Genomic DNA, 23915 nt, shown 5'->3' on the forward strand with positions numbered 1-23915 from the left:
TATTAATTGATAAAATGATAGCTTACGGTTAAGAACTCTAAATTACACTAAAAAAAACAAAAGAGACAATATGATGATTTGGTTATTAAGGATAATAAAACTAACGGCGATACTAGTACCCCTTTTGTGTATTTTAGTCTATTTCACTTTAAATTCGAGTAAACCTACACTTAATGCAGAGTTAGCAACTTCAATCCCTGAATTAACAACTGTTGAGCGCGATAAGAATGGTATTGCCACCTTCAGTTCAACGTCTAGAGAATCTATTGCTTATGCTTTGGGATTTGTTCATGCTGAAGAACGCTTTTTTCAAATGGACTTATTGAGAAAAAACTCAGCTGGTGAACTCTCTGAGTTATTTGGAACATTAGCCGTTGATTTTGATAGTAAAATAAGAGTTCATCAGTTTAGAAAGCGTGCAACAAGGTATTTAAAAGACTTGCCTCAAGATCACAGGCAAATTTTAGAGCAGTATACAAAAGGCGTTAATGCGGGATTAGCAAATTTGACTGTTAAACCGTTTGAATACCTTATACTCAATACAGCTCCAACTGACTGGAAAGCGGCAGATAGCCTGCTTGTTCTATACAGTATGTATATTGATCTCCAGCACCAATTTGGCGAAAGAGAACAAATACTAGGTAAAATAAAGAATCATTTTGGTAGTGACATCTACCACTTCTTAAATCCAGCAGGTTCAATATGGGATGCATCAATTGATGATACCCGTTTCCCAGAATCTCCGATTCCAACGCAAGGTTTTAAAAGCCAGAGCACAGCAAATAACTCAGTAGATACAGCGCCTTACTACGTATTATCAAACAACCACCATGAGTCACTTCCTGGCAGCAATAGTTGGGTGGTCAGTGGCGAACTTAGTAAAACCAAATCTGCCATGCTAGCTAACGATATGCACTTGGGGATTAGAGTTCCTAATATTTGGTATCGTGCAGGTTTTAGATACCCAATAAATGACCGACAAATAGCGATAGATGGCGTTACCTTACCCGGCACACCGGCAATGGTGGTGGGAAGTAATCGACAAATTGCTTGGGGATTCACAAACAGTTATGGCGATTGGAGTGATCTTATTGCTTTAAATACAACGGATAATGGAAAGAGTTATAAAACGCCATCTGGCAACAAGCCGATTATTAAAGAACAAGAAATCATTAAAGTTAAAGGCGGCGCAGACAAAGTCATTACTATTTCATCTTCGCAGTGGGGACCTATTATTGGTTATGATAGCAACGGCAATCCTTTGTCAATGCGGTGGACTGCTCACGACCCAGAAGGCATGAACTTTAATCTGCTTAACCTTGAAACCGCATTATCTACTGAGCAAGGTATCAATATTGCGCACACTATGGCGATCCCAGCTCAAAACATAGTGATAGCCGATAATCAGGGGCAAATTGCTTGGACCATTGCCGGACCTTTGCCTGTCAAAGAGTCCTCATTAGATTCACCCGATTGGGAAACGCCCCAAGATTGGAGTCAAGGCGACTATCGTTGGTTAGGCTACTTCTCAAGTGAAGAAAAGCCAACTGTAATGAACCCTTCTTCCAATAGAATTTGGACTGGCAATAGCAGAGTGGTTGGCAATGATATGTATAAGAAAATTGGCAACGGCGGTTATGCACTTGGCGCTCGCAGTTTACAAATAAAACAAGGTCTATTTGCGCTAGATCAGTTTTCCGAACAAGACTTCTTGAACATCCAAAATGACAACAGAGCGCTCTTCTTAACTCGTTGGCAGGCTCTTATTAATGACGAGTTACTAACACCAGATTTTGTTAGTGAAAATCAACTCGAAGCGTTAAAATTGCATATCGAGAATTGGCAGCAACGCGCATCTATTGACTCTGTGGGGTACACCATTGTTAGGGCCTTTAGGATGGAAGTTCGTCAATCTATGTTTGACATTTTGCTAGCGCCTTTAAAAAACACTAAAACATCAAAAGTAGATATTCATCCAATTCGTCACCAAATTGAAACTCCGATGTGGGCTATTCTATCGAGCAAACCTGAACATATTTCACCAACCGGTTTTGCTAATTGGAACGACTTCTTAGAACAGGCGCTATTAAGAACTATTAAGAAATTAAAAGATAAACACGGCTCTCTAGACAACGCAAACTGGGGAACCATTAATACTGCAAAAGTACAGCACCCGCTTTCAAAAGCAGTACCGGCTTTGAGTTGGTTGCTTGATATGCCAAGCATGCCTGCAGCTGGAGATAGCTATATGCCAAGAGTACAAGGACCTGACTTTGGCTCCTCAGAACGCTTTGTAGTCTCTCCTGGACACGAGGAGTCTGCTATTTTACACATGCCAAGTGGCCAAAGTGGTCACCCATTAAGTCCATATTATGGAAATGGCCATAAGAACTGGATACAAGGTACATCATCCCCTCTTCTTCCGGGAAGTACAGAGTACACATTAACGTTAACACCAAAAGAGCGAGATTAGATTTTTGACCATTACAACCAATCCATTATCGGACATAAGAACACAAATTTCACAACTGGATTCAGAGTTGTTAACTATATTGTCAAAACGACGTATGTTGGCTAAATCTGTAGCTGAGCAAAAAATAGAGAACAATAAGCCAATTCGAGATTTACAACGCGAAGAGCAGATGTTGGTAGATCTTATTAATCGTGGCAAAGATATGCAGTTAGACGCCTACTTTGTTAAACAGGTTTTTCAAACCATTATTGAAGACTCAGTTTTGCACCAACAAGCTCTACTTCAACAGCACCTAAACCTGCCTGCTGGCGAGAATGGTGTTAATCGTGTTGCTTACCTTGGTAGCCATGGCTCATATAGTAATTTGGCCTGTCATCGATACTTTTCTCGATTCCCGGGTCAACTAAAAGCAATGGGTTGCTCTAGCTTTTTAGAAATAATTGAAAAGGTCGAGCATAAACACGCAGATTACGGGATTTTGCCAATTGAGAATACGTCATCCGGTAGTATTAATGACGTATACGACCTGCTGCAACACACTGACTTGTCCATTGTTGGCGAAATTACACAGCCAATAAATCACTGTATGGTTAGTGCGGTTCCAACTAGTATGGATAAAATCACAAAGCTATATGCACATCCTCAAGTTTATGCGCAGTGTAGCCATTTCCTAGCGCAGTTTGATGGTGTGGAAATAGAACATTGCGAGGCATCATCGGCTGCGTTTGAAGCAATTCAAAATGATACAACAGGTACTGTAGCTGCATTAGGTAGTGGTGAAGGAGCTAGATTATATGGCCTTAATATCATTGCCGAGGCGCTGGCCAACCAAAAGAAAAACTATAGCCGTTTTATAGTTTTAGCCAATCAAGCAATTTCAGTGGCGCCTCAAGTTCCTGCTAAATCCACTTGGATAATGTCAACAGAACAAAAGCCTGGGGCACTGGTTGATGCGTTATTAATATTAAAGTCTCACAACGTGAATATGTGTAAGTTAGAATCAAGGCCAATCACAGGTAACCCGTGGGAAGAAATGTTTTATGTTGATGTTGAAGGTAATATTAGAGACAACAACCTAGAGAATGCGATTGAAGAGCTAAGAGCGTCTACCCGCTTTTTGAAAGTACTTGGCTGCTATCCTACGGAAGATGTCCCACCCGCTAAACTGACTTTAGAGTCTTAGTAATTTATTTAACGCTTTGCTTTTAAGCAGTAGTATTACAATTAGCATTAGCATTAGCATTAGCAAAAAGGTAACCATTTAGGTTACCTTTTTCTTATCCACACTCGTCTATGTAACGAATGGGAGAAGATGTATCCTCACCCAAGCTCTGTTTTATAAACTCTATGTGCTCATGCACTTCTGTTAAAGATTTATGCAAACTTTCAACATTAGCACCTTGGGTATTATTCATACCAATATTATTCTCTAGCGCTTCAGTAGCTTGTCTTAACTTGTCCAATGACTCTTTAATTTGAGACATGACACTTCCTAGTTTGAGTTGTATCCAACAAAAGTTTGCCCTAATAGCAGCCTGTGTTCAATATATTAAAATGTAATAAAAAATGTCTATTCGTCATTTTTGTTATATGGCTGGCGTTTGCAAAACGGCGTAAAGTCTTCCAAGCGCTTTTGTATATCCTTAACAATCTGAGCTTTACGCGTCTTCTTTTCTGGATGGTGAAGAATATCTTTATAATCGTTGATATCTACCATTTCCATATTAACTTTTATTTTTTTAAACAATTTAGGTAACGTCTGACCTGGTATTTGTACATGATGCATACCACCGCTGTAAATAAATAATACCTTTCCATCATCTAACTCTTCTATGATGTCTGCCACGCCAGTTCGCACTGTCATCGGATTACCATGTTTGTCATTACCGTCGTGACGACGCATTCTTCCCTCTGGTAAAATAGCGACAATGGCGTCATCATTTACGCTCTTTAAGAAGTTGTCCCACGATTCATCTCTTTTACGACTGATTGGCACAAACCCAGGAACCAGCGCATTAAAAACTTACCAACCACTGGTCTGCTAGCAGTGATATCCGCGATTGGAATTAGCAAGTGTCTTGCTATTTTCCACAAAAAACGGAACGGCGCCAACCGCACAAACAGTGCCTCAAATAAACTTGTATGATTCAGTAAGACAATAAGCTTAACGTCATCTAATGCTTCAAACTTCTTTTTACTAAGCCATTTAATTTCAAATCGATAAAACAAAAAGCTAATGGCTTTTACAGTCGACATTACCGTAAAGCTAAAGCATTGTGCAAAGCGGTTTGCTCGCATTTTTGACCCTTTTTTAATGTTCTTTTTTATAAGCTAAGTAACCATCTAGTCCATTAGAAAGGTATTGCTTGAGTGATTTATTCGGTGCAGATGGTAAATGAACACTCAGTAACATTCCTGGAGTATCATTAAAACTTCTGTCAATACCAATGCAGTAATATCGAGCGCCGAGCTTCTGGTATTGTTTCATGAGGACGGGGATGTCCTTACCGTCAAGTTCTGTACCGCAAACGAGGGCGGATAATACACCATTATGCTCTCGATGTTTAGAGGTAAAGTCTTCCAACTCAGGGTTGTTCGGCACATTAAAGGGGTAATTTGCCTCAACTTCCCCAGACGGCTCTGTAAGTATTCTATTCATGTATTCAACACTGTTTGATGAATAAAGTTTACTAATTGAAACCGTGCCATATAACCTTCTGTATTGTGGGTGCTTTACAACAAACTCTCCTATGCCTCGCCATAATAAATATAAACCATAAAAACTTTTCTGGTGCTCTGGCACGATAAAAGAGCGCCCCATTTCTAAACATGGCTCTTGTTGATTTATAAAGTTTGCCTTGAAGCTAAACATTTTACTGAGATAAAGGTTTTCTAGATTTCCATCTTTTAATAAAATATCAGTCTGCCCCATTCTGTATGCACCTATCAGATCCAAGGTTTGGTCTTGTATAATAAAAAGGTGAACATAGGTTGCATCAAAACTATCAGTGTCCATTGCGTTGCCCGAACCTTCATTGTGAAGTCGAAACACTCGTTCACGCTCTCTTGCAATTTCTAAAACAATATTACTAATTTGATGTTGGTAACCGTAATAAACTGTAAACCCTTTATAGCTGGCTAGTTTTTGTTCCTTGGGTAACTGCAGCAGTTCTTCCGAAATCTTGGATTTACCAATCGACTCAGCTAATGGAAGCATTTTTGTCGTTTTGTCTGCGGGCCATGAGTATTGATATTTGGGGTCTAAAGCATAAACCTGAGCTCGTAAATAGTCATTCATTGCACCAACATCTTTAAGCGAAGATAAAATCTCTGGTGTCAGTACCCTCCCTACCTTCATATTTATTGTCGAGCCCCTTCTGTTCATCATCTCCCTGAACAGCATCACTAATTTTAGCTTTGACCAAATTCTCGCTAACAATAAAAATTGTGAGCTGTTTGTGCCTTCAAAAAAAACAGGGACAACCTTCGCTTCGCAGGAACGCGCTAAATGAGCAGCTACGCGATTCCAATCTCCATCGCAGACCCGTTTTTTACTTGATTCAAACTCTGACACCTTGCCACTTGGAAAAAGAATCAGCACCCCATCACTATTTAAATGCCGACGGCAATCTTTAAGTGCTTTCATATTTGTAGGTTCTTTGGGTTTTAATGGGTCGATAAATATAAAAAGGCTTTGTAGCTCCCGAAACATAGCTAACGCCTTATTGGCAAGAACCTTAACATCACCTCTAATCTTCATAACTTCCGAGGCCAACGCAATGCCTTCTATGCAGCCAAATGGATGATTAGCAACAATAATGACAGGACCAATTTTGGGTAGATTAGCTTGTAGATTATCAACTCCCACAACTGGCGTTTTAAACTCAGAAATCAGAGTGTCGGCAAATTCTTTGTAAGGTAAGCCCTTAAAGTCGCTGTTATCATATATAGTTTGGAGCTTATCCAATCCCATCAGCTTGTCTCCAACCGACAATATATACTTGTACAAAAAGTGCTTAGACAAGTTAGGATAAAGTGAATGTAAGCTAATGTTTGACGGTTCAAATTGATTACTGTTCATAACGACTGTTTGGTTACTTTTAATTGCCTGAAGAGGTTTATTTTTAAATTAAACCACTTCATTACAGCTAAAGGGAAATTTTTTTTAGCACAACAAGGTCTATTGCTACATGAAAACAAAATACCTTACTTATGAAACGCTCGTTAGGGCCTATAGCAAAGATCTGTATAGATACGCCTATTGGCTCTGCAGAGACGCTAATGTCGTTGATGACATTGTTCAAGAAACCTTCTTGCGCGCATGGCGTTCGCTTGAGTCATTAAAAGACAATAATGCTGCTAAATCTTGGTTAATCACTATTTTGCGAAGGGAAAATGCACGTCGATTTGAGCGAAAGCAATTAGACCTAGTGGATATAGATGATTATGAAGTTTCAGACTTAACGAGTACCAGTACTGAACAAGAAATGGAAAATCACTTATTACAAAGACAGATATTTAAATTGAGTGAAGAATATAGAGAGCCTTTGATTCTGCAGGTTATTGGAGGATTTTCTGGTGAAGAAATCGCCAGTATCCTTGAGCTCAATAAAAATACAGTGATGACTCGACTATTCCGTGCACGAAACCAATTAAAAGAAATTCTTGATACTAATTCAATGCAAAAAGGGGCTCAAAATGGATGATTTAACTTTCCGAAGACGTATTTATGCTGATCCTCAAGATTCAGGCAGTGATATTAAAAGCGCTTGCTCAGCAGACTCTAAAAAAGCCAAATTCAAAGCCGACATGATGGATTTTGACGACAAGCTAAAAAATGCACTAATGATTGATGTACCAGAAAACTACGCAGATAGAGTACTACTCAATAAACATTTAAATAGCAAAAATAATAAGTCGAAAATAAACACCGTACGATGGGCCGTTGCCGCTTCTATTATATTTGCAGTTGGTATTAGTACTAGTATTTTGTACCCATTAAAAAACACTACAATGTTGATAAGCCATGCGATCTCTCACATGGAGTCGGAGCTTGATCATATTCCAACAAATAGTAACTACACATTAGAGCAAGTAAATGCAAAGCTTGCTGAGTTTGGAGGTACGCTGGTAGATAATATCGCTGCAATCAAGTTTGTTAGTTTTTGTCGATTTGAAGGAACACGTAGCCTACACATTGTTATGTCTGACAAAGGTGAAGATGTCACTGTATTTATAGTACCGAAAGATAGCGGCTTGTCTTCTCAATCAACAGTAAGTCAAAATCGTTATGTGGGAACGAGCTTGTCAAATAAGTTTGCCGACATGGTTGTAATTACCGAGGAAAAGTCATCAGCGGAAGACTGGAAAAAACGGATTTCTAGCAAAATTAATTGGCAAAAAGCTTAATCGGCGGTTTGGTAAGGTGAGTAGGCGTTCAAACAAGTCGTACCTCCTATTCAAGATAGAATTTTCTGGCTATGATACAGCTTCAAGTTAGATATAATTACTATTGAGTAATAAGGAGTATAAATATGGATAGTTTTGATCGCCACATTCTTTCTTTACTGCAAGAAGACGGTTCTCTCTCATTGGCCGAGATCTCTGAGCAAATCGGTTTAAGTCAAACCCCATGCTGGAGACGTATCCAACAGCTTGAAAATAATGGTGTAATTAGGAAAAGAGTTGCCTTATTAGATTCAGAAAAGCTCAATGTTGGCTTAACGGTCTTTGTTAGTCTCAAAACAAACCAACACACTCCTGAGTGGGCAGAGTCTGTCAAAGTGTTCGCCAATAGCTCGCCAGAAATTGTAGAGTTTTATCGGTTAAGTGGCGAAACTGATTACTTGATGAAAGTGTTAGTACCAGACATGAAAGCCTACGATGATTTTATCAAAAGCTAATTAGACAAGCTGGTTTCAGCGATGTTAGTTCCAGCTTTGCGATGGAGCAAATGAAATATTCTACGGAAATCCCATTAACTTATAGTTAATAGGTCCATAACCGGAAGAAATATTTACCCCCTGACAAGCTCATTAAGAAAAATATTCTAATGGGCTTTTGTTTATTTGTTAAATAGAAAAAAGATTTCAATAATTTCCAACATAATAGCTTACAGAATATAACCACCTGGAGCCTTCATGTTAGAGGAATATTTTTCTACCTATAGAGATAAAACTATAGGTTTGAATCTAAAAAGCCAACTCAACGCACATAATTTACTCTACACTGACTGGACTGCAAGTGGCCGCCTTTATAGGCCAATCGAACATTACATTTCAGAACAAATTGGTCCTTATGTTGCCAACCCTCACACTGAGAACACTGAAACTGGCCGTGTAATTACAGCAGCCTATAAACAGGCTAGAGCAACCATTAAACAACACGTGAACGCCGATGAAAATGACGTACTAATATGTACAGGAGCCGGTGCGACATCCGCCATTATCAAACTACAACGGCTCATGGGTTTAAAACAAAAGAATATATACTCTAATTCTACGTCGCTTTTCGAAAGGTTTACCCATTTTGTTAACAAAAACAAAACAAACTTAAAGCCTGTTGTTTTTGTTACACATATGGAACACCACTCGAATCAAACGAGTTGGAATACATTAGACATTACTGTTGAAGTTCTAGAGCGAGCACCTGATGGTCAACCATGTATTAAAGACTTGGAAAATAAATTAAACCAATATTCACAAAGTCCATTAAAAATTGGCGCATTTACAGGCTGTAGTAATGTAACTGGTATAAAAACAAACGTTGGCCTGTTAGCTAAAACTATGCATAAACATGGCGGAGTATGTTTTGTAGATTACGCCTGTTCCGCACCTTACGTAGACATCAATATGCACCCGGAAGATCCAGAAGAGCAATTGGATGGCATTTACTTTTCTCCTCATAAGTTTCTTGGTGGGCCTGGGTCTTGCGGAATACTCGTTTTTAAAAGCTCTGTACGCTCGGCATAATATTGCACCTGATAAACCCGGTGGTGGCACTGTTTGTGGACAAACCCGTGGGCGAACAAGCATTTTATGAAGACATTGAAAAAAGAGAAGATGGTGGAACACCCGGCTTTTTGCAAACAATAAAAGCAGCGCAAGCAATAAAGTTAAAGGATGAAATGGGCGTTAGTAATATTGAGAAAAGAGAAACACACTTGAGGAAAATTTTGATGGCGGTATCAGCGATATCCCAGGCGTTAATATACTCGAGCCAAATATTAAAAATCGTCTTTGCATTGTCTCTTTTTATGTAACTAATCTGCACCACAACCTAATTGTTAGGTTGCTTGATAATAAGTTTGGTATCCAAGCTCGTGGCGGTTGCAGTTGTGCGGGAACTTATGGACATATTCTATTAAACGTAGATAAGCAGCAGTCGCAACAAATTGTCAATGAAGTGAACAATGGCAATTTATCACGCAAACCTGGCTGGGTTCGCATATCGTTGCACCAACTAATACAGATGCTGAGGCGCGCTTTGTTGTTAGCAGTCTTAAACGCGTTGTTGAAAATGCAAATGAATGGCAAAACGAATATAGATTTGATGAGCGTTTAGGTGACTACCTACTCATTGATGATTCAAAATATGATTCAACAATTTTAAGCCAAGCGTCATAATCGTATAACTATCAAAAATAGAACTTTTCATTGTCTATGTTATTTCTGACGAGTCATTTTCAATAATAAAAAAGAGAGCATATGCTCTCTTTTTTTGTTCCGCAGTGATTAAACTGAATTAAGCTACGATTTCTAATAGCTCAACATCAAAGACTAGTGTTTGGTAAGGACCAATCGCACCACCAGCACCTTGTTCACCGTATGCTAATTCATAAGGGATCGCTAAACGCCATTTTGAACCAACCGTCATCATTTGTAATGCTTCAGTCCAACCTTTGATAACGCCGCCTACAGGGAATCCACTGGCTCACCACGGTCATAAGAACTATCAAAAACAGTACCGTCAATTAATGTACCGTGATAATGAGTTTTAACTGTGCTTGCTGCCGTTGGCTTCTCACCAGAGCCTTCTGTGATTACTTCAAACTGTAAACCAGATTCAGTTACTGTAACGCCTTCACGTTGAGCATTTTCATCTAAGAATTTTTGACCTTCAGCTGACGCCGCTTTTGCTTGCTCAGCTTGAGCAGCTTGCATGCGCTCATTGATAACACCAAATGCTGCACGTAAGTCTTCAACTTCAACGGCGTACTCTTTACCTTCTAAAGAATCAATAACACCTTGTGCTACAGCAGTTGCGTCTAAACCTTCAAATGGGTTGCTTGCAACTTGGTCACCAATTTGACGACCGATTCCATAACTTGCTTGTTGTTCTACTGATGTAAACTGAGACATATAACTCTCTTTTTTTTGCTGTAGTAAATAAAACCGGAATGTTAGCACAGTGGCACTAATTATAAAGTGGCCTAGCTATTCTTTGTCGAAACTATCTACAATTATCGCACCCATTGAGGCTGGCATAGTAATTAAAATTAAACGTTTAAAAGCCAAAAGAGGCTCATCTATGATTGGGAGTTTATTAAGAGAGAGAAGTACCAATGACACTACAAACGCAGCAAGCAGGTAGGCGATAACAATTCGGAAAATGAACTGGGACTCGATATCTTATGTTGCCTTGAAAACACTGCCATACGTAAACAACCCTAAAAGCTGATAGATAAGATAAATACCAGTAACAGGTTAATCATTGGCAGCGTATCCCCGAGGTTCCAAGCTCTTCTGAAAATGATATTGGAACCGCAAGTGCAAAGGCACCTATGGTGACTTGCCCGGCATCTTCTGCATTAAAACTTAACTGCATAACACTCCTTGTTCAGTTGGGCGACTAATCATCGCCTTCGAGTAAGTTGTAAAGAATTCTTCTTACATTATCTGATTCAAACGGCTTGTCGCAAAGGGCATTTACGCCAGCTTTTTCAATGTTTGCCAAATGAGTATCATTTGCCTCAGAGCTTACCATTAAAATTGGAATATGAGATTGACCGCTTTGAGTTCGAATAAAACGAGTTAATTCCTCGCCGTTTACTTCAGGCATGTTGTAATCTGTTACAACTAAATCAAACATTTCATGACCTAAAATTTCAATTGCCTCAGAACCATCGGTTACTTGTGTAATTTTTTCAATACCTAAATTCGTCAAAACCCTACTGATAAAGTTCCTGGCCATTCGACTATCATCTACCACTAATACACGCACTGACTTGATATCAAAGAAAGACAGCTCCATTTCTTCTGTGCTAATTAGATCAATTGTTGTATTAAGTGCCGTGCCTAAATGCTCAGGGGTAAAAGGCTTAGGTAAAATAGCAACAACGCCTGACTGTCTAAATATTTCCAGTTGTTCTTTTTTATGCTCGCTTGATACCAACATAAATGGGATATCGGCAAATCGTTCATTACTTTTTAGTTGTTGCACTAATTCTAACGCAGTACCGTCTTCATAGTACATAGCACTGGTTATTAGGTCAGGTTCAGAATTAGCAACTTTATCTAACGCGGCTTGCACGCCATCAGCAAAGTCTACATGCGTAATTTCTTCTTTCGCCAATTCCTTCGCAATAATTTTTTGTTGTGTTCTTGATGGTTCTACTACCAGTATTGATAAATCACTTGGTGATAAGTTGGACATAAATTGTTCTCTTTTTATAAGAATATATAAAACCCTAACCGCCGGCTAACTTACATTTATAGCCTAAGGATTCTAAAACTGCTTTAATTTGTTCTCTATCATCTCCTTGAATTTCTATCGTTCCTTCTTTTACTGCACCGCCTTTCCCACACTTTTTCTTAACCGTTTGCGCTAGCTTTTTAAATTCATCTGGTGGTAGGGCTAGGCCTGATATAATGCTAACGCCTTTACCTTTCCGCCCTTTTGTTTGACGTTCAATTCTTAAAAAGCCATCGGAATAGGCTTCCCCTAAAATTTCAGCAGGGGCTTCTTTTTTATCTATTTTGCCCGTTTCAGTAGAGTAAACTAAGTTACCTAATTGATTTTGCCAGTCCGACATAACTTACCTTTTCTAGATTTATAAAGGCTCGGGAATCTACCACACCTTTTTTTATTTAAAAATCCTTTTATCTCAGTAGTTAAGATTTGTCAGAGGCCCACATTTGGTCTATAACGTAAAGAGTCGCATAGATTACAAACCTTTAATGAGTATTATAGTTTGTTTTATCTAAGCGGCCGATTTTTATTAAATTACAGATCATAAGGGCGACATAATGAGCTTAAACACGTCAACTTCTGCAGACGGAACAACCTTTAGTATTCATGTAAAAGGCAAATTTGACTTCAACCTAGTTCAAGACTTTAGACTTGCATATGCAAATGTAAGCTCTGAAGTGAGCACGGTAATTGTTGACCTTAGAGAAACCGAATACATGGATAGTTCTGCATTAGGTATGTTACTTAACATGCAAAAACTACTGAGTGAAAAAGTGTCGTTGTTTAAAATTTCAAACTGCCGACCTCAAATTAAGAAAATATTGCAAATATCTAGGTTTGATAAAAAGTTTGATATCGATTGAGGGATTGATATGCCTCTAAAAATATTGGTGGTTGATGACCAAAATATTAATCGCACCATACTAACTAAATCGTTGGAGTTACATAACCATAGTGTTATCACAGCTGCTAATGGTGTTGAAGCGATTGAAGAGTTTATTACCCACCAACCAGATATTATTTTGCTTGATGTAATTATGCCAGTTATGGATGGGTTTGAAACCGCACCAAAGTTAAAAGCTCTATCTAAAGATGTCTATTTACCCATTATATTTTTAACCGCGCTAGATGATCAAAAATCTCTTAAAGAGTGCTTGAAAGTGGGCGGTGATGACTTTCTCAGCAAACCGTTCGACCAAGTCATTTTGGCAGCCAAAATTGAAGCGCATGCTAGGACAAGAGAACTCAGTAAAAAACCTTCCAACAAAAGAAAAAATTAGACTATTACAAAATTCAAACCGAGCGTGAATTCCAAATCATAGAACACATTTACGAACGGGCACTTTCGAATAATTATATAAACTCAACTCTAATAAAAACGCATTTAGCTCCAGCAGAGACATTTAATGGTGACATAGTACTAACAGCACTGAGCCCGCGAGGCAGTGTGTATGTGTTTATGGGCGACTTTACGGGTCATGGTTTAGCGGCATCTATTGGCACCTTACCTGTTTCAAGAGCATTTTATGCGTTGACGCAAAAAGGATTATCAATACCCGATATTGCCACCGAAATTAATAAAACACTTTATGAATTATTACCCACTGAAATGTTTTGCGCTGCAGCAATCGTTGAGCTTAATTATAATGCCACACAAATATCAGTTTGGGCTGGAGGTGTGCCTGATTTATATCTGCTTCATCCTAATGGAGGCGTAAAGAGTACAATACCGTCTATGCACATGCCCTTAGGAGTTTTGCCCACTTTAGAATTTGAGGATACTCAGTCCATCTATCACGTTAAAAAGCTAGATACTCTGCTTATATATTCTGATGGTTTGATTGAACTCGAGAATGCCAGCCAAGAACTATTTGGCGAAGATAAACTTAATGCTCTTTTAAGTAATGGTACTACCTCGAATATGGATTCGCTAATTCAATCGGTGAAAGAACACAAAGGTCAATGTTCTCAAAACGATGACATCACAATCATTGAATTAAAATGCGATGTACCAGAGTTGCCCTGCGAACAACTTGAGAAGTTCTCTATCATGCCGCAACAACAGACCGTTAAGCTCTCGGCAGACTATTTAAAAAGAGTAAACCCTATATCAGAAATAACCGAAACTGTTTGCTCAATAAAAGGAGTGCTTAGGCACAAGTCAAATATATTTCTAATCCTATCAGAAGCTTACAATAATGCGCTGGAACACGGCGTATTGAAAATGGATTCAAACTGAAGCGAAAAAGAGATGGGTTTATCCAGTACTACAATCAACGAGAGTCAAAACTTGCCAACCTCACAAGTCATTTTATTGAATTAATAGTCGAATATATTCCTGACAAAAACACAATAGCCATAAAAGTAACTGATACTGGCGATGGCTTTAATCACCAAATGGCTTTTAAAACACATAATGAAAATGATGACTTTGGTCGAGGGCTCAAGTTGCTCAAAGAAATAGCATCACTCGTGCAATATAACGACAAAGGAAATGAGGTTTATATTGAATACATATTAGAGGACTAATATAGGTAAAAAGTAGCACATTTTTGTTTACTTTAGGTTAAACCTGATCTAGCATTCCCTACGTTTAGACGTCTAAACGTATTTATGTGTATTTGAGGTGTGTTATGTTATTTGAGAAAAACAGCTATTTAGAACAGATTGAATTGTGGTGTGCATCGCATAACCCTTCTCTAACACTATCTTATCAAGTTCCATTATTAGGCGAAGGTGGCACTTGTTCATTGTTTGGTGAACTTGACGAAACACCTTTTGATTTGGCCTCTCAATTACATGAACATGAATTACTGGTATTAAAACAAGTTCAATCAGTTGTAGACTGGGTTCATAACAATACAAATGTCGATTGGTTTGGTGTTTACTTAGCGCGTGACAACAGCGCGTCAGAGCGAGTGCTTACAAAGCTTTCATATTTTGGTAAACCATCTAGAGCTGAATTCCCGTTAAATGAAGAGTTCTCCAAAATCAGTAATAACGTGACAGTAGCTTTATCTGGGCACCACAAGATCATCAATGATGTTAGTGAATATAGAGCAAATGGCGGTGAGTATTATACTTGCGACCCAAAGGTACAATCAGAGTTATGCTGGCCAATTTTTTCAGCACCCAACAATTGTTTACAGAATAACAATAATAATAATTTAGTTCAGACTAGCCCTAATCAAAAATAGTTGGTATTATAGACGCAGAATGTTTTGCAACTGATAGCTTTGATGAGCAAACACAACAAAAACTTGCTGCTGTTTGTACTAAACTGTCAAATCTACTTTCGTTGCACTAACCCGCCTAACAAGGCAAAACTGCAAGAGAATTCTAATGTTTGAGCAATTAAAACCAGTACCAACAGATCCTATTCTAGGATTAATGTCTGAATACAAAGCCGATACAAACCCTAAAAAAGTTGATTTAAGTGTTGGCGTTTATAAAAACGAAACTGGTGATACACCAGTTATGCGTGCTGTGAAAAAAGCAGAACAAATTCGTTTAGAGACTGAAACTACAAAGTCTTATCTTGGACTAGCGGGCGATGTTCAATACAACGAGTTAATGACATCGCTAGTTTTTGGTGATCACGCTACGGTTAAAGCCAACCGCATCAAAACAGCTCAAACGCCAGGCGGCACAGGTTCTCTTCGTGTTGCAGCTGAGTTTATTAAACGTTCAAACCCTAATGCCTCTATTTGGGTTACCAACCCAACTTGGGCAAACCACTTCAGTATTTTTGGTGCAGCTGGTTTAGAAACTAAAGAATTCCCTTATTTCGATTTTGATACCATGGGCCTTAAGTTTGACGAAATGGTGTCAACTTTAAATACCGTACCTGCTGGTGACGTTGTTTTATTGCATGCTTGTTGTCATAACCCAAGCGGTATGGATTTAACGTTAGAGCAATGGCAAATTGTTGCTGACATTTCCAAAAAGCAAGGTTTCACGTTTTTAATTGATTCTGCTTATCAAGGTTTTGGTAAAGGTCTTGATGAAGACGCCGCAGGTGTTCGTTTACTTGCAGATCAGTTAGATGAATTATTAGTTTGTGCTTCTTGTTCTAAGAATTTTGGTTTATACAGAGACCGCGTAGGTGCGTTTAGTGTTATGACTGCAACGGCAGAACAAACAGAGATTGCATATAGCGTAGCTCTAAACGTTATTCGAGCAATTTATTCAATGCCTCCTGCTCATGGCGCCGCTGTTGTAGCAAACATCTTGTCTAACCCTGAGCTTCGCGCTTTATGGGAAGAAGAGTTACAAGAGAAACGTACTCGAATTAATGGACTTCGCAGCTACATTGTAGAAAAGTTCAAGGAACATAATGTACCAGGCAATTTTGACTTTATCGCGAAACAAAACGGTATGTTCTCTTTCTTAGGTATTGATAAAGAAGCTATTCAAACGCTAAAAGACGATTATAGTATTTATATTGTTGGCTCAAGTCGTATTAACGTAGCAGGCGTTAACAAGAGCAACGCTGACTATTTAGCGAAGGCTTTGGCTACTGTACTCAATAAGTAAATAAGGCTTACCCAGATAGCTCTGAGTGAGCTTGACAGAAAGTCTAAAATTCAGAGTAATACATTAACTCTGACACAAAAAAAGGAAAGCACATGCTTTCCTTTTTTTATGGTTAAAATAACAATCTCTACGACTTTCTAGTAAACATCACGGTAACGCTAACGAAGAACAATATGACGCAATACCAAACGTGTGTGATGACATCTATGGGTGAAATGCCAAATGATGCTGCTGCCAGTAATGCTTGTGCTCCATAAGGAACTAGGCCTTGCGTAATACAACTGAATATATCTAATAAACTAGCGCTACGCTTTGCCGAGATCTCACCTTGTGTAGCCAATTTTTTAGCAGAGTCACCCGATACAATGATTGCGACCGTATTATTTGCAATGGCACTATTCGTCACTAAGCCTAACGAAGCAATAGCCACTTGATTCTTGAAGTACAGCGCCGAGTTTGAAGCTTTCGACAGTATTTTATTTATTTTACTAACTAAAAACTCCAAGCCTCCCTGGTGTTTCATTAGCTCACTTAAACCACCAATTAATAAACTAAGTAAGAATATTTCCTGCATGTTTGCAAAACCTGCGTAAATATCTTGTCCTAGAGAAGCAATTTCATAAGTGCCTACAAACACACCAGATAAAGCAGAAAGCAAAATACCTAATAACAGAACTAAAAATACATTAAGTCCTAAAACAGCTAGTACGATAATAAAGAAGTAAGGTAAGGCAAGTAAGGCACTCGTTTGTTCGTTGGTTTTAATTGCCTCTATAGGATCACCACCTAAAAAGATATAAATGGCTAAAACCAACATCGCAGCGGGCACGGAGAATATTAGGTTTTCTTTGAATTTATCTTTTAATTCAGCACCCTGTGTTTTTGTTGAGGCAATGGTTGTATCTGAAATAAAGCTTAAGTTATCACCAAACATCGCACCGCCCACAATAGCACCAGCCATGACTGCAGGATCAATTTGAGTAACTTCTATAACGCCAAATGCAATAGGCGCCACCGCTCCGATTGTGCCCATGGAGGTACCCATCGCAGTGGCAATAATAGCTGAAATTATAAAAAGGCCGGCTACTAAGTAAGCACTAGGAATAACACCTATACCCAGATTTACTACAGCTGATACACCACCAGCCTCTTTCGCTACCGATGCAAAAGCACCAGCTAACAGATAAATCAAACACATGGTAATAACGTTATTATTGCCCATACCCTTGATTAAGACAGATAAACTGTCATCTAAATTAGGCCTGCTTGGTAGAAGAACTCTATTTAAATACAAAGCTAGTAAAAGAGCTGGAATAATGGCAACGGGTGCAGGTAATTGATAAAACGCATACTCTACGCCAATTGATTGCAGGTATATGCCAGTTCCCAAAAACAAGAGAATAAATAGACCTAGTGGCAAAAGTGCCCACCCAGATTTTTGCATTTCAGTCATTATGATCCTCTGATTTCATGCAGATTAAATTTAAGTGCAGCAAATGTACCACATGGATATTTAAACGTATAGACGTCTAAATGGTGTTTATTTTGATTGTCTAAGGGCCTCAGCTCTTTTGTCTCTCATTTCCACATCAGCTTCAACATTCCAGCCCAACATCTGTTTGTCTATAATTTCAGATAAAGCATCAATATGTTCAGCTTCATCGTTTAAGCAACTTATATACTCAAACTTTGCACCACCTGCTTCTAAAAAGTAATCTCTGTTTTCTTCGCCTATTTCTTCTATTGTCTCTAGGCAATCTGCTGAGAAGCCTGGACAAACGACTTGTACTGACTTAATACCTTCAGATGGAAGTGCTTTTAAAGTGTGATCCAAATAAGGTTTAACCCACTCTTCTTTACCAAATCTTGATTGAAAACAAGTTAGGTATTCGCCCTCTCCGAGTCCAAGCTCTTCCGCTAGCAACCTAGATGTTTTATGACACTGGCAAGCATAAGGGTCGCCATTGTGCCAATATCGGTTAGGGATGCCGTGATAAGAGAAAATAAGTTTGTCTGCTTTACCATTTGCTTCCCAAGACTTCCTAATCTTATTTGCTAACGCAATAATCAGCTTCTTCGAATCAGTATAATGATTTACAAAACGGAGCTCTGGGATAAAACGGGTTTTCTTAAATACATCTGCAACCGCATCAAAAGTTGACGCCGTTGTTGTTGCTGAATACTGAGGATACAAAGGCAAAACAATAACCTTTCGAGCGCCTTGGTTCAGCAAGCCCTGCAATTTACTTTCTACTGAAGGATTGCCATAGCGCATTGCAAAATCAACAATCACATCACTTTTGTCGGAATAATGTTCCGCAACTTTATTGGCTATGTTTTGAGTATTTACAAGCAGAGGCGATCCCTCTTCAGTCCAAACGCCTTTGTAAGCCTTTGCTGAACGACGAGAGCGAAAAGGAAGAATCACACCATTTAAAATACACCACCAAATTAGTCGCGGTATTTCTACTACTCGGGGATCCGACAAAAACTCTTTTAGATAAGGCTTTAGCGCTTCTTTAGTGGGCGCATCTGGCGTACCTAAATTTGTTAACAACACGCCTATTTTATCTTGCTGTCCATGGCTGAAATTTGGGGTATTTTGAAACTTCATTATTTTCTCTATATTTACTAATTTTTGCGATTTGAGGTAGTACGCTTACTTTCTCTTTTTCGTTTACTTTAAATGATTTACTAAAAACAGGTTTAGAATTTACATTAAAGGCCGATACATTTTTATTAAAGAGTAGCTCACCACGTCAGAGAGTTGTATGTATTCTAGCGCGATAAAACCAGTTTTGCTGATAACTTTATTACTTAACAGTAATTTAGTTAAGTCAGCTGTGCCAGGTGATCAGGCTAATAGCCAAACGACAAATCAACTGAGTGCTTCTTCATTATTATTCCAAGACTTAAAACGTTACATTCCTGAGCAAAACGTTCGAGTCCTTAAAACAAAAAAAACGAACAATTTATCGCCTTACACAAAGAAGAAACAACAGGTATTCCCAAAGGTATCGCCTTTATATTGCCCGATATCAATCAATCTATTTTTAGGCAGGCCGTGACTACTGCACTTTATAAAGACTTAGACAACTACGGCTGGACATCATTAGTTCTCACCATGCCTTCGTTACCAGAACTAAAACAAGCCTGGGTAAATGAATCTGAGAAACCCGCAAGAAAATGAGCTAGCCGCAAATTCTGATCAATCAGAGCAACAAGGCGCCGCGCAGAACACTTCCGACGAGTCGTCACAACAAACTGAACCTCAAAACGACCAGCAAACGGAAAATACTGGCAACATAACAAGTAATGTTGAGCAAGCCGCAATTGACCCCTCTTTATACGCACAATTTCAAGACTTAAGTCCTACTTATGAGGCAGAGTTCAGTGAGCAAATTCAAAAAGCGATTGGTGAACGTTTGGAATCTGGTTTTGAATTTACTAGTATTTATCCTGGCTTTTATTTGATGATTTGTGAGGGGCAATCCTGCTTTTGGTTAAATCGATTAATAGCGGAGCAAAAAATACCTGAGCCTGACGGTTTAATCATGATTGGTGCCTATATGCCACAAGCAGATTTAAACCGAGCTTTTGCAGATGAAGTGGCTAAAACTGAGTTTCCAGTGCTTGACATTATTTCAGCAAACCATAACCAATGGACACATGCGATAAAGAAGTGGCGAAAGAAAATGGCACGTAAGAACTTCAAAACTAATTATCGTCAACGTGAACTCACTTTCTTTTTTGACTACCGAGACCAACAGAGAAGAATGATAAAAGAAATTTACGGTTTTACAAACGCCGTGGGTTTGTAAGTTATTGGATTAGTTAGCTAGTTGGTGGTTGGGCGCTCTCACTCACCCAGCAAGCATTTAACAAAGGAAGCGAGTGAACTGGAAGGTTTAAAGCTCGCTTAAAAGTCACGAGCCTTTTTGATAATTTCATAAGCAGACTGTATATCTTGAGTTTTTTGTTTGGCCACTTCCATCATCTCTGGCGGTAACCCTTTGGCAACCAGTTTATCCGGGTGGTTTTGAGACATTAAACGCTTATATGCCCTTTTGATATCTCTCACTGAATCTCTGTCACTTACTCCAATTACAGCATAGGCGTCTAATAAGCTTGGCGCTTTTGCTTCTTGAGAAGAAGAACTCTTTCGATCATATTGTTTGTACTTTTCTTGTTGCTGCTGTTTATAATTTTGGAAGCGCATTTCTGCTTCCCACATGGCAATCAACTGAGTCAGATTACGCTTATTAAAGCCCAGTTGCTTAGCAATGTTAATTAACAAGTTATATTCGTCAGCTTCCAGAATAGAGTCTGAGTAGGCCGTTTGAATTTGGATTTCTAAAAAAAACTGGCATAAGTCTCGGCGATTGCCAAAATGGTTCTTAAATTGTTTTATTTTTTTCTTTAATGGAAAACCAAGTAACTTGCCTTCACGAAATGCATCCTTCGCTTCCGCTACTTGCTGTTCGTTTAGGCGCATTTGAGCCATAAAGTCATTAGCGGTTTTGATATGTTCAGGCGTTACACGGCCGCTGGCTTTTGCAACATGACCCATCACTGAAAACGTTGTGTAAAAGAAGATTGATTGTTTAGCATCATTGCTTATTAACCATTCTTCAACGTTACCTTTGTCATTCATTCGTTGTAAAGCTTTGTCAAATAAGTGGCCTATCCACAACCCAGCTAACGCCCCTAAAAAATGGCGAACCAACAAAAAGCCAAACAACGCACCTGCTATTTTTCCTATCACTACTAATCACTTCCAACTAATGAAACGTTTAAACCGGATTAATTACACTCAATTTCCGCTAGTTTCGTAGTATACAATAAAAAAATCGTATAGAATTCATCAGTTATTAAAATTATTTTAAACCAGCGAAATTATGCGTTCCACGCTTCTGGTTATTGGTTAGTTGAGGTTATTTAAAGTTTGAAAAAGCACTCTGCACAAAAGGCACTTATTTTATGGACAGGTTTGGTTTGTTTGCCAGCTTTTGCAGACCCTTATTGCCAGCAACCGCTAAAATCAAAAAGTGCTTTAAAATCAGTCTCCAACGCATTTGGCGGCACAATCCCCCAAGATACCTTTGTTGTTCAAAGTGACTCCACCGACATCATTCGTGGCGAGAGAATTCAATTTGATGGCAACGTCATTATTTTTCAAAAACAACAAACTGTCCGAGCCGAGCAAGCTACCTTTGATGAAGAAACTGGACAGTTTTTGGCCCAAGGTAATGTTGAACTGTCGTCACAAGCTGCAACCGTTATTGGCGAATCAATTTTTATTGATGAAAAAAACAAAAACTTTGAGCTTATAAGCGCCGATTACCAATTTGGATTTAACGCCGGTCGAGGCTCAGCTCAATCTTTTTCAATAAAAAACAATAACGAACTGTCTTTAGAGCTGGCAACTTTTACTACTTGCCCTGGCGATGATCCTAGTTGGCTATTCTCTTCAAGTGAGATAGACATAAAACAAGAGGAAGGTTGGGGTGAAGCTTGGAACACTGTATTCAAAATTGGTGATGTACCTATTTTGTATATTCCATACATTACGTTCCCACTGACCGATGTTCGCAAAAGTGGATTACTGTTTCCTGAGTTTGGTAGTTCTAGTCGATACGGTGCTTATTATTCACAACCTATCTATTTTAATCTTGCCCCTAATTACGACTTAACACTAACCCCTGCATATATGTCTCAGCGAGGCTGGCTAATTGAGAGCAATTTGCGTCACTTGTCTGAAAGTACAGAAAATACTTTACAGCTGGAATATTTAAATAGTGACCAACGACATCCAGAACTAGACGAGCGATATTTGGCATTTATTCAGCATGAGTCATTATTGAATGAAAACTGGAACTTGCAAGTTCAATGGACAGAACTGAGTGATGATAATTATATCAGTGAATTTAACAGTGATTATCATCACCAAGCTGATACTCATTTGAATAATTTTGCTTTTTTACGTTACTCCACCAAAAACACTCAATTAAATATATTCACTCAAGATATGGTGGAGCTAGGTCAGCATGATCCTTCGTATCGAATACCAGTACAGTTAGACTTAGACTGGAAAGCGTTAGATACAGATTATGGCATCGGCATCAATTTACGCTCAAGTTACACTCATTTTAAAAATAGCGCCAAAGATGAAAATAACGTAGAACGACTGCACTTTGAGCCAGCTGTTAGCTACAGCTACTATGAACCAAGCTTCCAATTCGAATCAACACTCTCATACTTAGCAACTCGATATGATCAAGAGTTCAAATCAAGTGATTCAAATAATACTATTGATAGAGGAGTCGCTAAGTTTCGCCTGTTGACAGGGTTAAACTTTGAAAAACAAACGACCTTTTTTAATCAAAACGTGAGACAAACACTTGAGCCAAAACTTCAATACGTTTATGTTGAAGCCTCAGACCAAGAAGGTATAGGTCTTTACGACTCGCAAAAGCTAAAAGAGGATTACTTCGCTCTTTTTCGCGATCAAAGCTACTCAAGCGTTGATAGAATAGATGCGATGGACCAGGTAACGGTTGGGGTTTCAACAAGTATATTTAATGAACAAAACCAAGAGTTATTTAGGTTTGGCATAGGACAAGTACACAAATTATCCCAGGAAATTGATTTTTCGGGAACTAATGAAGATAAGGTTAACTCAAAGCCATCGCTAGCAATTGAGGTTTTTGGACAACTTTCCGAGAATTGGCAAGTAGACGGTGGCCTTTTATATAACAGAGATGATGACAAAGTTGAGACGGGCTTTTTAGCTCTTGATTATTGGATTGATGAAAATAAAAACATTCAAATAAATCAACGATACGCTAGAGATGTAGCCGACGTCACGATTAATCAATCAGGTTTGTTTGGCAGCTATAAGTTAAACGATAATTGGTCGATAGCGGCTAGTTATCATTATGACTCTGAAAGAAACTTAGATTTAGATGGTTTAATTGGGTTTGAATATCGCTCCTGTTGTTGGAGTATTCAAGTTTCGGCCCAAAGACAAGTAGTACTGGATTTGAATAACCCAGATTTTAACGTAAATTCAAATGTTGATTACGAAAATGGCATCAGCATTAATTTCACTTTAAGTGGTTTAGGTGGTGATTCAGTATCAAGAATATCGAAAATGTTTTCGAACAGTATTTTTGCCTATCGCCGACCTTACTTAATTACAAAATAATGAGAATAA

General features: G+C 38.6%; 24 protein-coding genes and 4 pseudogenes. 17 read left to right on the top strand and 11 right to left on the bottom strand.

The window, feature by feature from the left end:
- Positions 1–70 precede the first annotated feature (70 nt).
- On the top strand, positions 71–2473 hold the full coding sequence (locus GNP35_RS07330; RefSeq protein WP_155695497.1) for a penicillin acylase family protein: 2403 nt from the start codon (positions 71–73) through the stop codon (positions 2471–2473).
- A 4-nt stretch (positions 2474–2477) separates the two neighbouring features.
- Positions 2478–3656 carry a chorismate mutase gene (locus tag GNP35_RS07335; RefSeq protein ID WP_230961333.1) on the top strand — a complete coding sequence of 393 codons (1179 nt, stop codon included), beginning with the start codon at positions 2478–2480 and terminating at the stop codon, positions 3654–3656.
- A 94-nt stretch (positions 3657–3750) separates the two neighbouring features.
- Here GNP35_RS07335 and GNP35_RS07340 read toward each other — a convergent pair whose 3' ends face one another.
- From GNP35_RS07340 to GNP35_RS07355, 4 genes are all read right to left on the bottom strand, one after another.
- Entirely contained in the window at positions 3751–3957 is a 207-nt protein-coding gene (locus GNP35_RS07340) for a hypothetical protein (RefSeq protein ID WP_155695498.1), read from the bottom strand.
- An 86-nt stretch (positions 3958–4043) separates the two neighbouring features.
- Positions 4044–4469, bottom strand: coding sequence for a hypothetical protein (locus tag GNP35_RS07345; protein ID WP_155695499.1), 426 nt, complete (start codon positions 4467–4469; stop codon positions 4044–4046).
- Complete coding sequence (locus GNP35_RS07350; RefSeq protein ID WP_155695500.1) at positions 4424–4771, bottom strand: hypothetical protein; 348 nt, start codon at positions 4769–4771, stop codon at positions 4424–4426. The genes GNP35_RS07345 and GNP35_RS07350 overlap by 46 nt, the downstream gene beginning before the upstream one ends.
- Positions 4772–4784: 13 nt before the next feature.
- Positions 4785–6554: a lysophospholipid acyltransferase family protein gene (locus GNP35_RS07355; RefSeq protein ID WP_155695501.1), complete on the bottom strand. Its 1770-nt coding sequence runs from the start codon at positions 6552–6554 to the stop codon at positions 4785–4787.
- 109 nt (positions 6555–6663) lie between these two features.
- On the opposite strand from GNP35_RS07355, the gene GNP35_RS07360 reads away from it, so the two are divergent.
- The 6 genes and pseudogenes from GNP35_RS07360 (at position 6664) to GNP35_RS16535 (ending at position 10036) form a co-directional block, all read left to right on the top strand.
- Positions 6664–7179 (top strand): sigma-70 family RNA polymerase sigma factor, encoded by a 516-nt coding sequence (locus GNP35_RS07360; protein ID WP_155695502.1) that lies wholly within the window; start codon positions 6664–6666, stop codon positions 7177–7179.
- On the top strand, positions 7172–7882 hold the full coding sequence (locus GNP35_RS07365; protein ID WP_155695503.1) for a DUF3379 family protein: 711 nt from the start codon (positions 7172–7174) through the stop codon (positions 7880–7882). Before GNP35_RS07360 ends, GNP35_RS07365 begins: the two co-directional genes overlap by 8 nt.
- Before the next feature lie 125 nt (positions 7883–8007).
- A pseudogene (locus GNP35_RS07370) lies at positions 8008–8465 on the top strand (Lrp/AsnC family transcriptional regulator).
- A 148-nt stretch (positions 8466–8613) separates the two neighbouring features.
- On the top strand, positions 8614–9444 hold the full coding sequence (locus tag GNP35_RS15270) for an aminotransferase class V-fold PLP-dependent enzyme (RefSeq protein ID WP_196492454.1): 831 nt from the start codon (positions 8614–8616) through the stop codon (positions 9442–9444).
- 35 nt (positions 9445–9479) lie between these two features.
- Positions 9480–9734, top strand: a complete 255-nt coding sequence (locus tag GNP35_RS15275; RefSeq protein ID WP_196492455.1) for a hypothetical protein — start codon at positions 9480–9482, stop codon at positions 9732–9734.
- The gene (locus tag GNP35_RS16535) at positions 9683–10036 is read left to right on the top strand and encodes a hypothetical protein (protein WP_414153687.1); all 354 of its coding nucleotides are present in this window, start codon (positions 9683–9685) and stop codon (positions 10034–10036) included. Before GNP35_RS15275 ends, GNP35_RS16535 begins: the two co-directional genes overlap by 52 nt.
- A gap of 180 nt (positions 10037–10216) precedes the next feature.
- On the opposite strand, the pseudogene GNP35_RS07380 reads toward GNP35_RS16535, so the two are convergent.
- The 4 genes and pseudogenes from GNP35_RS07380 to GNP35_RS07395 form a co-directional block, all read right to left on the bottom strand.
- Positions 10217–10833, bottom strand: a pseudogene (locus GNP35_RS07380) (FKBP-type peptidyl-prolyl cis-trans isomerase).
- A 75-nt stretch (positions 10834–10908) separates the two neighbouring features.
- Positions 10909–11299: pseudogene (locus tag GNP35_RS07385) on the bottom strand (DUF2391 family protein).
- Between the two features lie 24 nt (positions 11300–11323).
- Positions 11324–12127 carry a response regulator gene (locus GNP35_RS07390; protein WP_155695504.1) on the bottom strand — a complete coding sequence of 268 codons (804 nt, stop codon included), beginning with the start codon at positions 12125–12127 and terminating at the stop codon, positions 11324–11326.
- A gap of 34 nt (positions 12128–12161) precedes the next feature.
- Positions 12162–12506: an SUI1 family translation initiation factor gene (locus GNP35_RS07395; RefSeq protein WP_155695505.1), complete on the bottom strand. Its 345-nt coding sequence runs from the start codon at positions 12504–12506 to the stop codon at positions 12162–12164.
- A 214-nt stretch (positions 12507–12720) separates the two neighbouring features.
- Here GNP35_RS07395 and GNP35_RS07400 point away from each other — a divergent pair, with 214 nt between their 5' ends.
- The 6 genes from GNP35_RS07400 (at position 12721) to GNP35_RS07425 (ending at position 16699) form a co-directional block, all read left to right on the top strand.
- Positions 12721–13026: an STAS domain-containing protein gene (locus GNP35_RS07400; protein ID WP_155695506.1), complete on the top strand. Its 306-nt coding sequence runs from the start codon at positions 12721–12723 to the stop codon at positions 13024–13026.
- Positions 13027–13035: 9 nt separating this feature from the next.
- Entirely contained in the window at positions 13036–13443 is a 408-nt protein-coding gene (locus GNP35_RS07405) for a response regulator (RefSeq protein WP_155695507.1), read from the top strand.
- A 167-nt stretch (positions 13444–13610) separates the two neighbouring features.
- On the top strand, positions 13611–14402 hold the full coding sequence (locus GNP35_RS07410) for a PP2C family protein-serine/threonine phosphatase (RefSeq protein ID WP_330997738.1): 792 nt from the start codon (positions 13611–13613) through the stop codon (positions 14400–14402).
- A 95-nt stretch (positions 14403–14497) separates the two neighbouring features.
- Positions 14498–14692 (top strand): ATP-binding protein, encoded by a 195-nt coding sequence (locus tag GNP35_RS07415; RefSeq protein ID WP_330997777.1) that lies wholly within the window; start codon positions 14498–14500, stop codon positions 14690–14692.
- A gap of 104 nt (positions 14693–14796) precedes the next feature.
- Entirely contained in the window at positions 14797–15360 is a 564-nt protein-coding gene (locus tag GNP35_RS07420; protein ID WP_155695510.1) for a histidine kinase, read from the top strand.
- 145 nt (positions 15361–15505) lie between these two features.
- The gene (locus GNP35_RS07425; RefSeq protein WP_155695511.1) at positions 15506–16699 is read left to right on the top strand and encodes an amino acid aminotransferase; all 1194 of its coding nucleotides are present in this window, start codon (positions 15506–15508) and stop codon (positions 16697–16699) included.
- 127 nt (positions 16700–16826) lie between these two features.
- Here the strand turns inward: GNP35_RS07425 and GNP35_RS07430 are convergent, their stop codons facing one another.
- Entirely contained in the window at positions 16827–18152 is a 1326-nt protein-coding gene (locus GNP35_RS07430; RefSeq protein ID WP_155695512.1) for a Na+/H+ antiporter NhaC family protein, read from the bottom strand.
- Positions 18153–18239: 87 nt separating this feature from the next.
- On the bottom strand, positions 18240–19313 hold the full coding sequence (gene hemH, locus GNP35_RS07435; RefSeq protein ID WP_155695513.1) for a ferrochelatase: 1074 nt from the start codon (positions 19311–19313) through the stop codon (positions 18240–18242).
- A gap of 357 nt (positions 19314–19670) precedes the next feature.
- On the opposite strand from hemH, the pseudogene GNP35_RS16030 reads away from it, so the two are divergent.
- A pseudogene (locus tag GNP35_RS16030) lies at positions 19671–19889 on the top strand (hypothetical protein); the annotation flags it as partial.
- Positions 19861–20520 (top strand): DUF3530 family protein, encoded by a 660-nt coding sequence (locus GNP35_RS07450; RefSeq protein WP_155695516.1) that lies wholly within the window; start codon positions 19861–19863, stop codon positions 20518–20520. The pseudogene GNP35_RS16030 and the gene GNP35_RS07450, both read left to right, overlap by 29 nt.
- A 98-nt stretch (positions 20521–20618) precedes the next feature.
- Here GNP35_RS07450 and djlA read toward each other — a convergent pair whose 3' ends face one another.
- On the bottom strand, positions 20619–21464 hold the full coding sequence (gene djlA, locus GNP35_RS07455) for a co-chaperone DjlA (protein WP_330997739.1): 846 nt from the start codon (positions 21462–21464) through the stop codon (positions 20619–20621).
- A 180-nt stretch (positions 21465–21644) separates the two neighbouring features.
- Between djlA and GNP35_RS07460 the strand changes: the two genes are divergently transcribed.
- Positions 21645–23906 carry an LPS-assembly protein LptD gene (locus tag GNP35_RS07460; RefSeq protein WP_155695517.1) on the top strand — a complete coding sequence of 754 codons (2262 nt, stop codon included), beginning with the start codon at positions 21645–21647 and terminating at the stop codon, positions 23904–23906.
- The last annotated feature ends 9 nt before the right edge of the window (positions 23907–23915 follow it).

Origin of the sequence: Psychrosphaera haliotis (genome assembly GCF_009728465.1) — a bacterium.
GTDB classification, from domain to species: Bacteria; Pseudomonadota; Gammaproteobacteria; order Enterobacterales; family Alteromonadaceae; genus Psychrosphaera; species Psychrosphaera haliotis.

What these genes read in the sequence shown, in the direction of transcription:
- GNP35_RS07420 (WP_155695510.1), top strand. Translation starts at nt 14,797, where the DNA reads ATGTTATTTGAGAAAAACAGCTATTTAGAACAGATTGAATTGTGGTGT.
- GNP35_RS07400 (WP_155695506.1), top strand. Translation starts at nt 12,721, where the DNA reads ATGAGCTTAAACACGTCAACTTCTGCAGACGGAACAACCTTTAGTATT.
- hemH (WP_155695513.1), bottom strand. Translation starts at nt 19,313, where the DNA reads ATGAAGTTTCAAAATACCCCAAATTTCAGCCATGGACAGCAAGATAAA.
- GNP35_RS07395 (WP_155695505.1), bottom strand. Translation starts at nt 12,506, where the DNA reads ATGTCGGACTGGCAAAATCAATTAGGTAACTTAGTTTACTCTACTGAA.
- GNP35_RS07425 (WP_155695511.1), top strand. Translation starts at nt 15,506, where the DNA reads ATGTTTGAGCAATTAAAACCAGTACCAACAGATCCTATTCTAGGATTA.
- GNP35_RS07350 (WP_155695500.1), bottom strand. Translation starts at nt 4,771, where the DNA reads ATGCGAGCAAACCGCTTTGCACAATGCTTTAGCTTTACGGTAATGTCG.
- GNP35_RS07340 (WP_155695498.1), bottom strand. Translation starts at nt 3,957, where the DNA reads ATGTCTCAAATTAAAGAGTCATTGGACAAGTTAAGACAAGCTACTGAA.
- GNP35_RS07330 (WP_155695497.1), top strand. Translation starts at nt 71, where the DNA reads ATGATGATTTGGTTATTAAGGATAATAAAACTAACGGCGATACTAGTA.
- GNP35_RS15270 (WP_196492454.1), top strand. Translation starts at nt 8,614, where the DNA reads ATGTTAGAGGAATATTTTTCTACCTATAGAGATAAAACTATAGGTTTG.
- GNP35_RS07355 (WP_155695501.1), bottom strand. Translation starts at nt 6,554, where the DNA reads ATGAACAGTAATCAATTTGAACCGTCAAACATTAGCTTACATTCACTT.
- GNP35_RS07360 (WP_155695502.1), top strand. Translation starts at nt 6,664, where the DNA reads ATGAAAACAAAATACCTTACTTATGAAACGCTCGTTAGGGCCTATAGC.
- GNP35_RS07450 (WP_155695516.1), top strand. Translation starts at nt 19,861, where the DNA reads ATGAATCTGAGAAACCCGCAAGAAAATGAGCTAGCCGCAAATTCTGAT.
- GNP35_RS07390 (WP_155695504.1), bottom strand. Translation starts at nt 12,127, where the DNA reads ATGTCCAACTTATCACCAAGTGATTTATCAATACTGGTAGTAGAACCA.
- GNP35_RS07365 (WP_155695503.1), top strand. Translation starts at nt 7,172, where the DNA reads ATGGATGATTTAACTTTCCGAAGACGTATTTATGCTGATCCTCAAGAT.
- GNP35_RS07405 (WP_155695507.1), top strand. Translation starts at nt 13,036, where the DNA reads ATGCCTCTAAAAATATTGGTGGTTGATGACCAAAATATTAATCGCACC.
- GNP35_RS07430 (WP_155695512.1), bottom strand. Translation starts at nt 18,152, where the DNA reads ATGACTGAAATGCAAAAATCTGGGTGGGCACTTTTGCCACTAGGTCTA.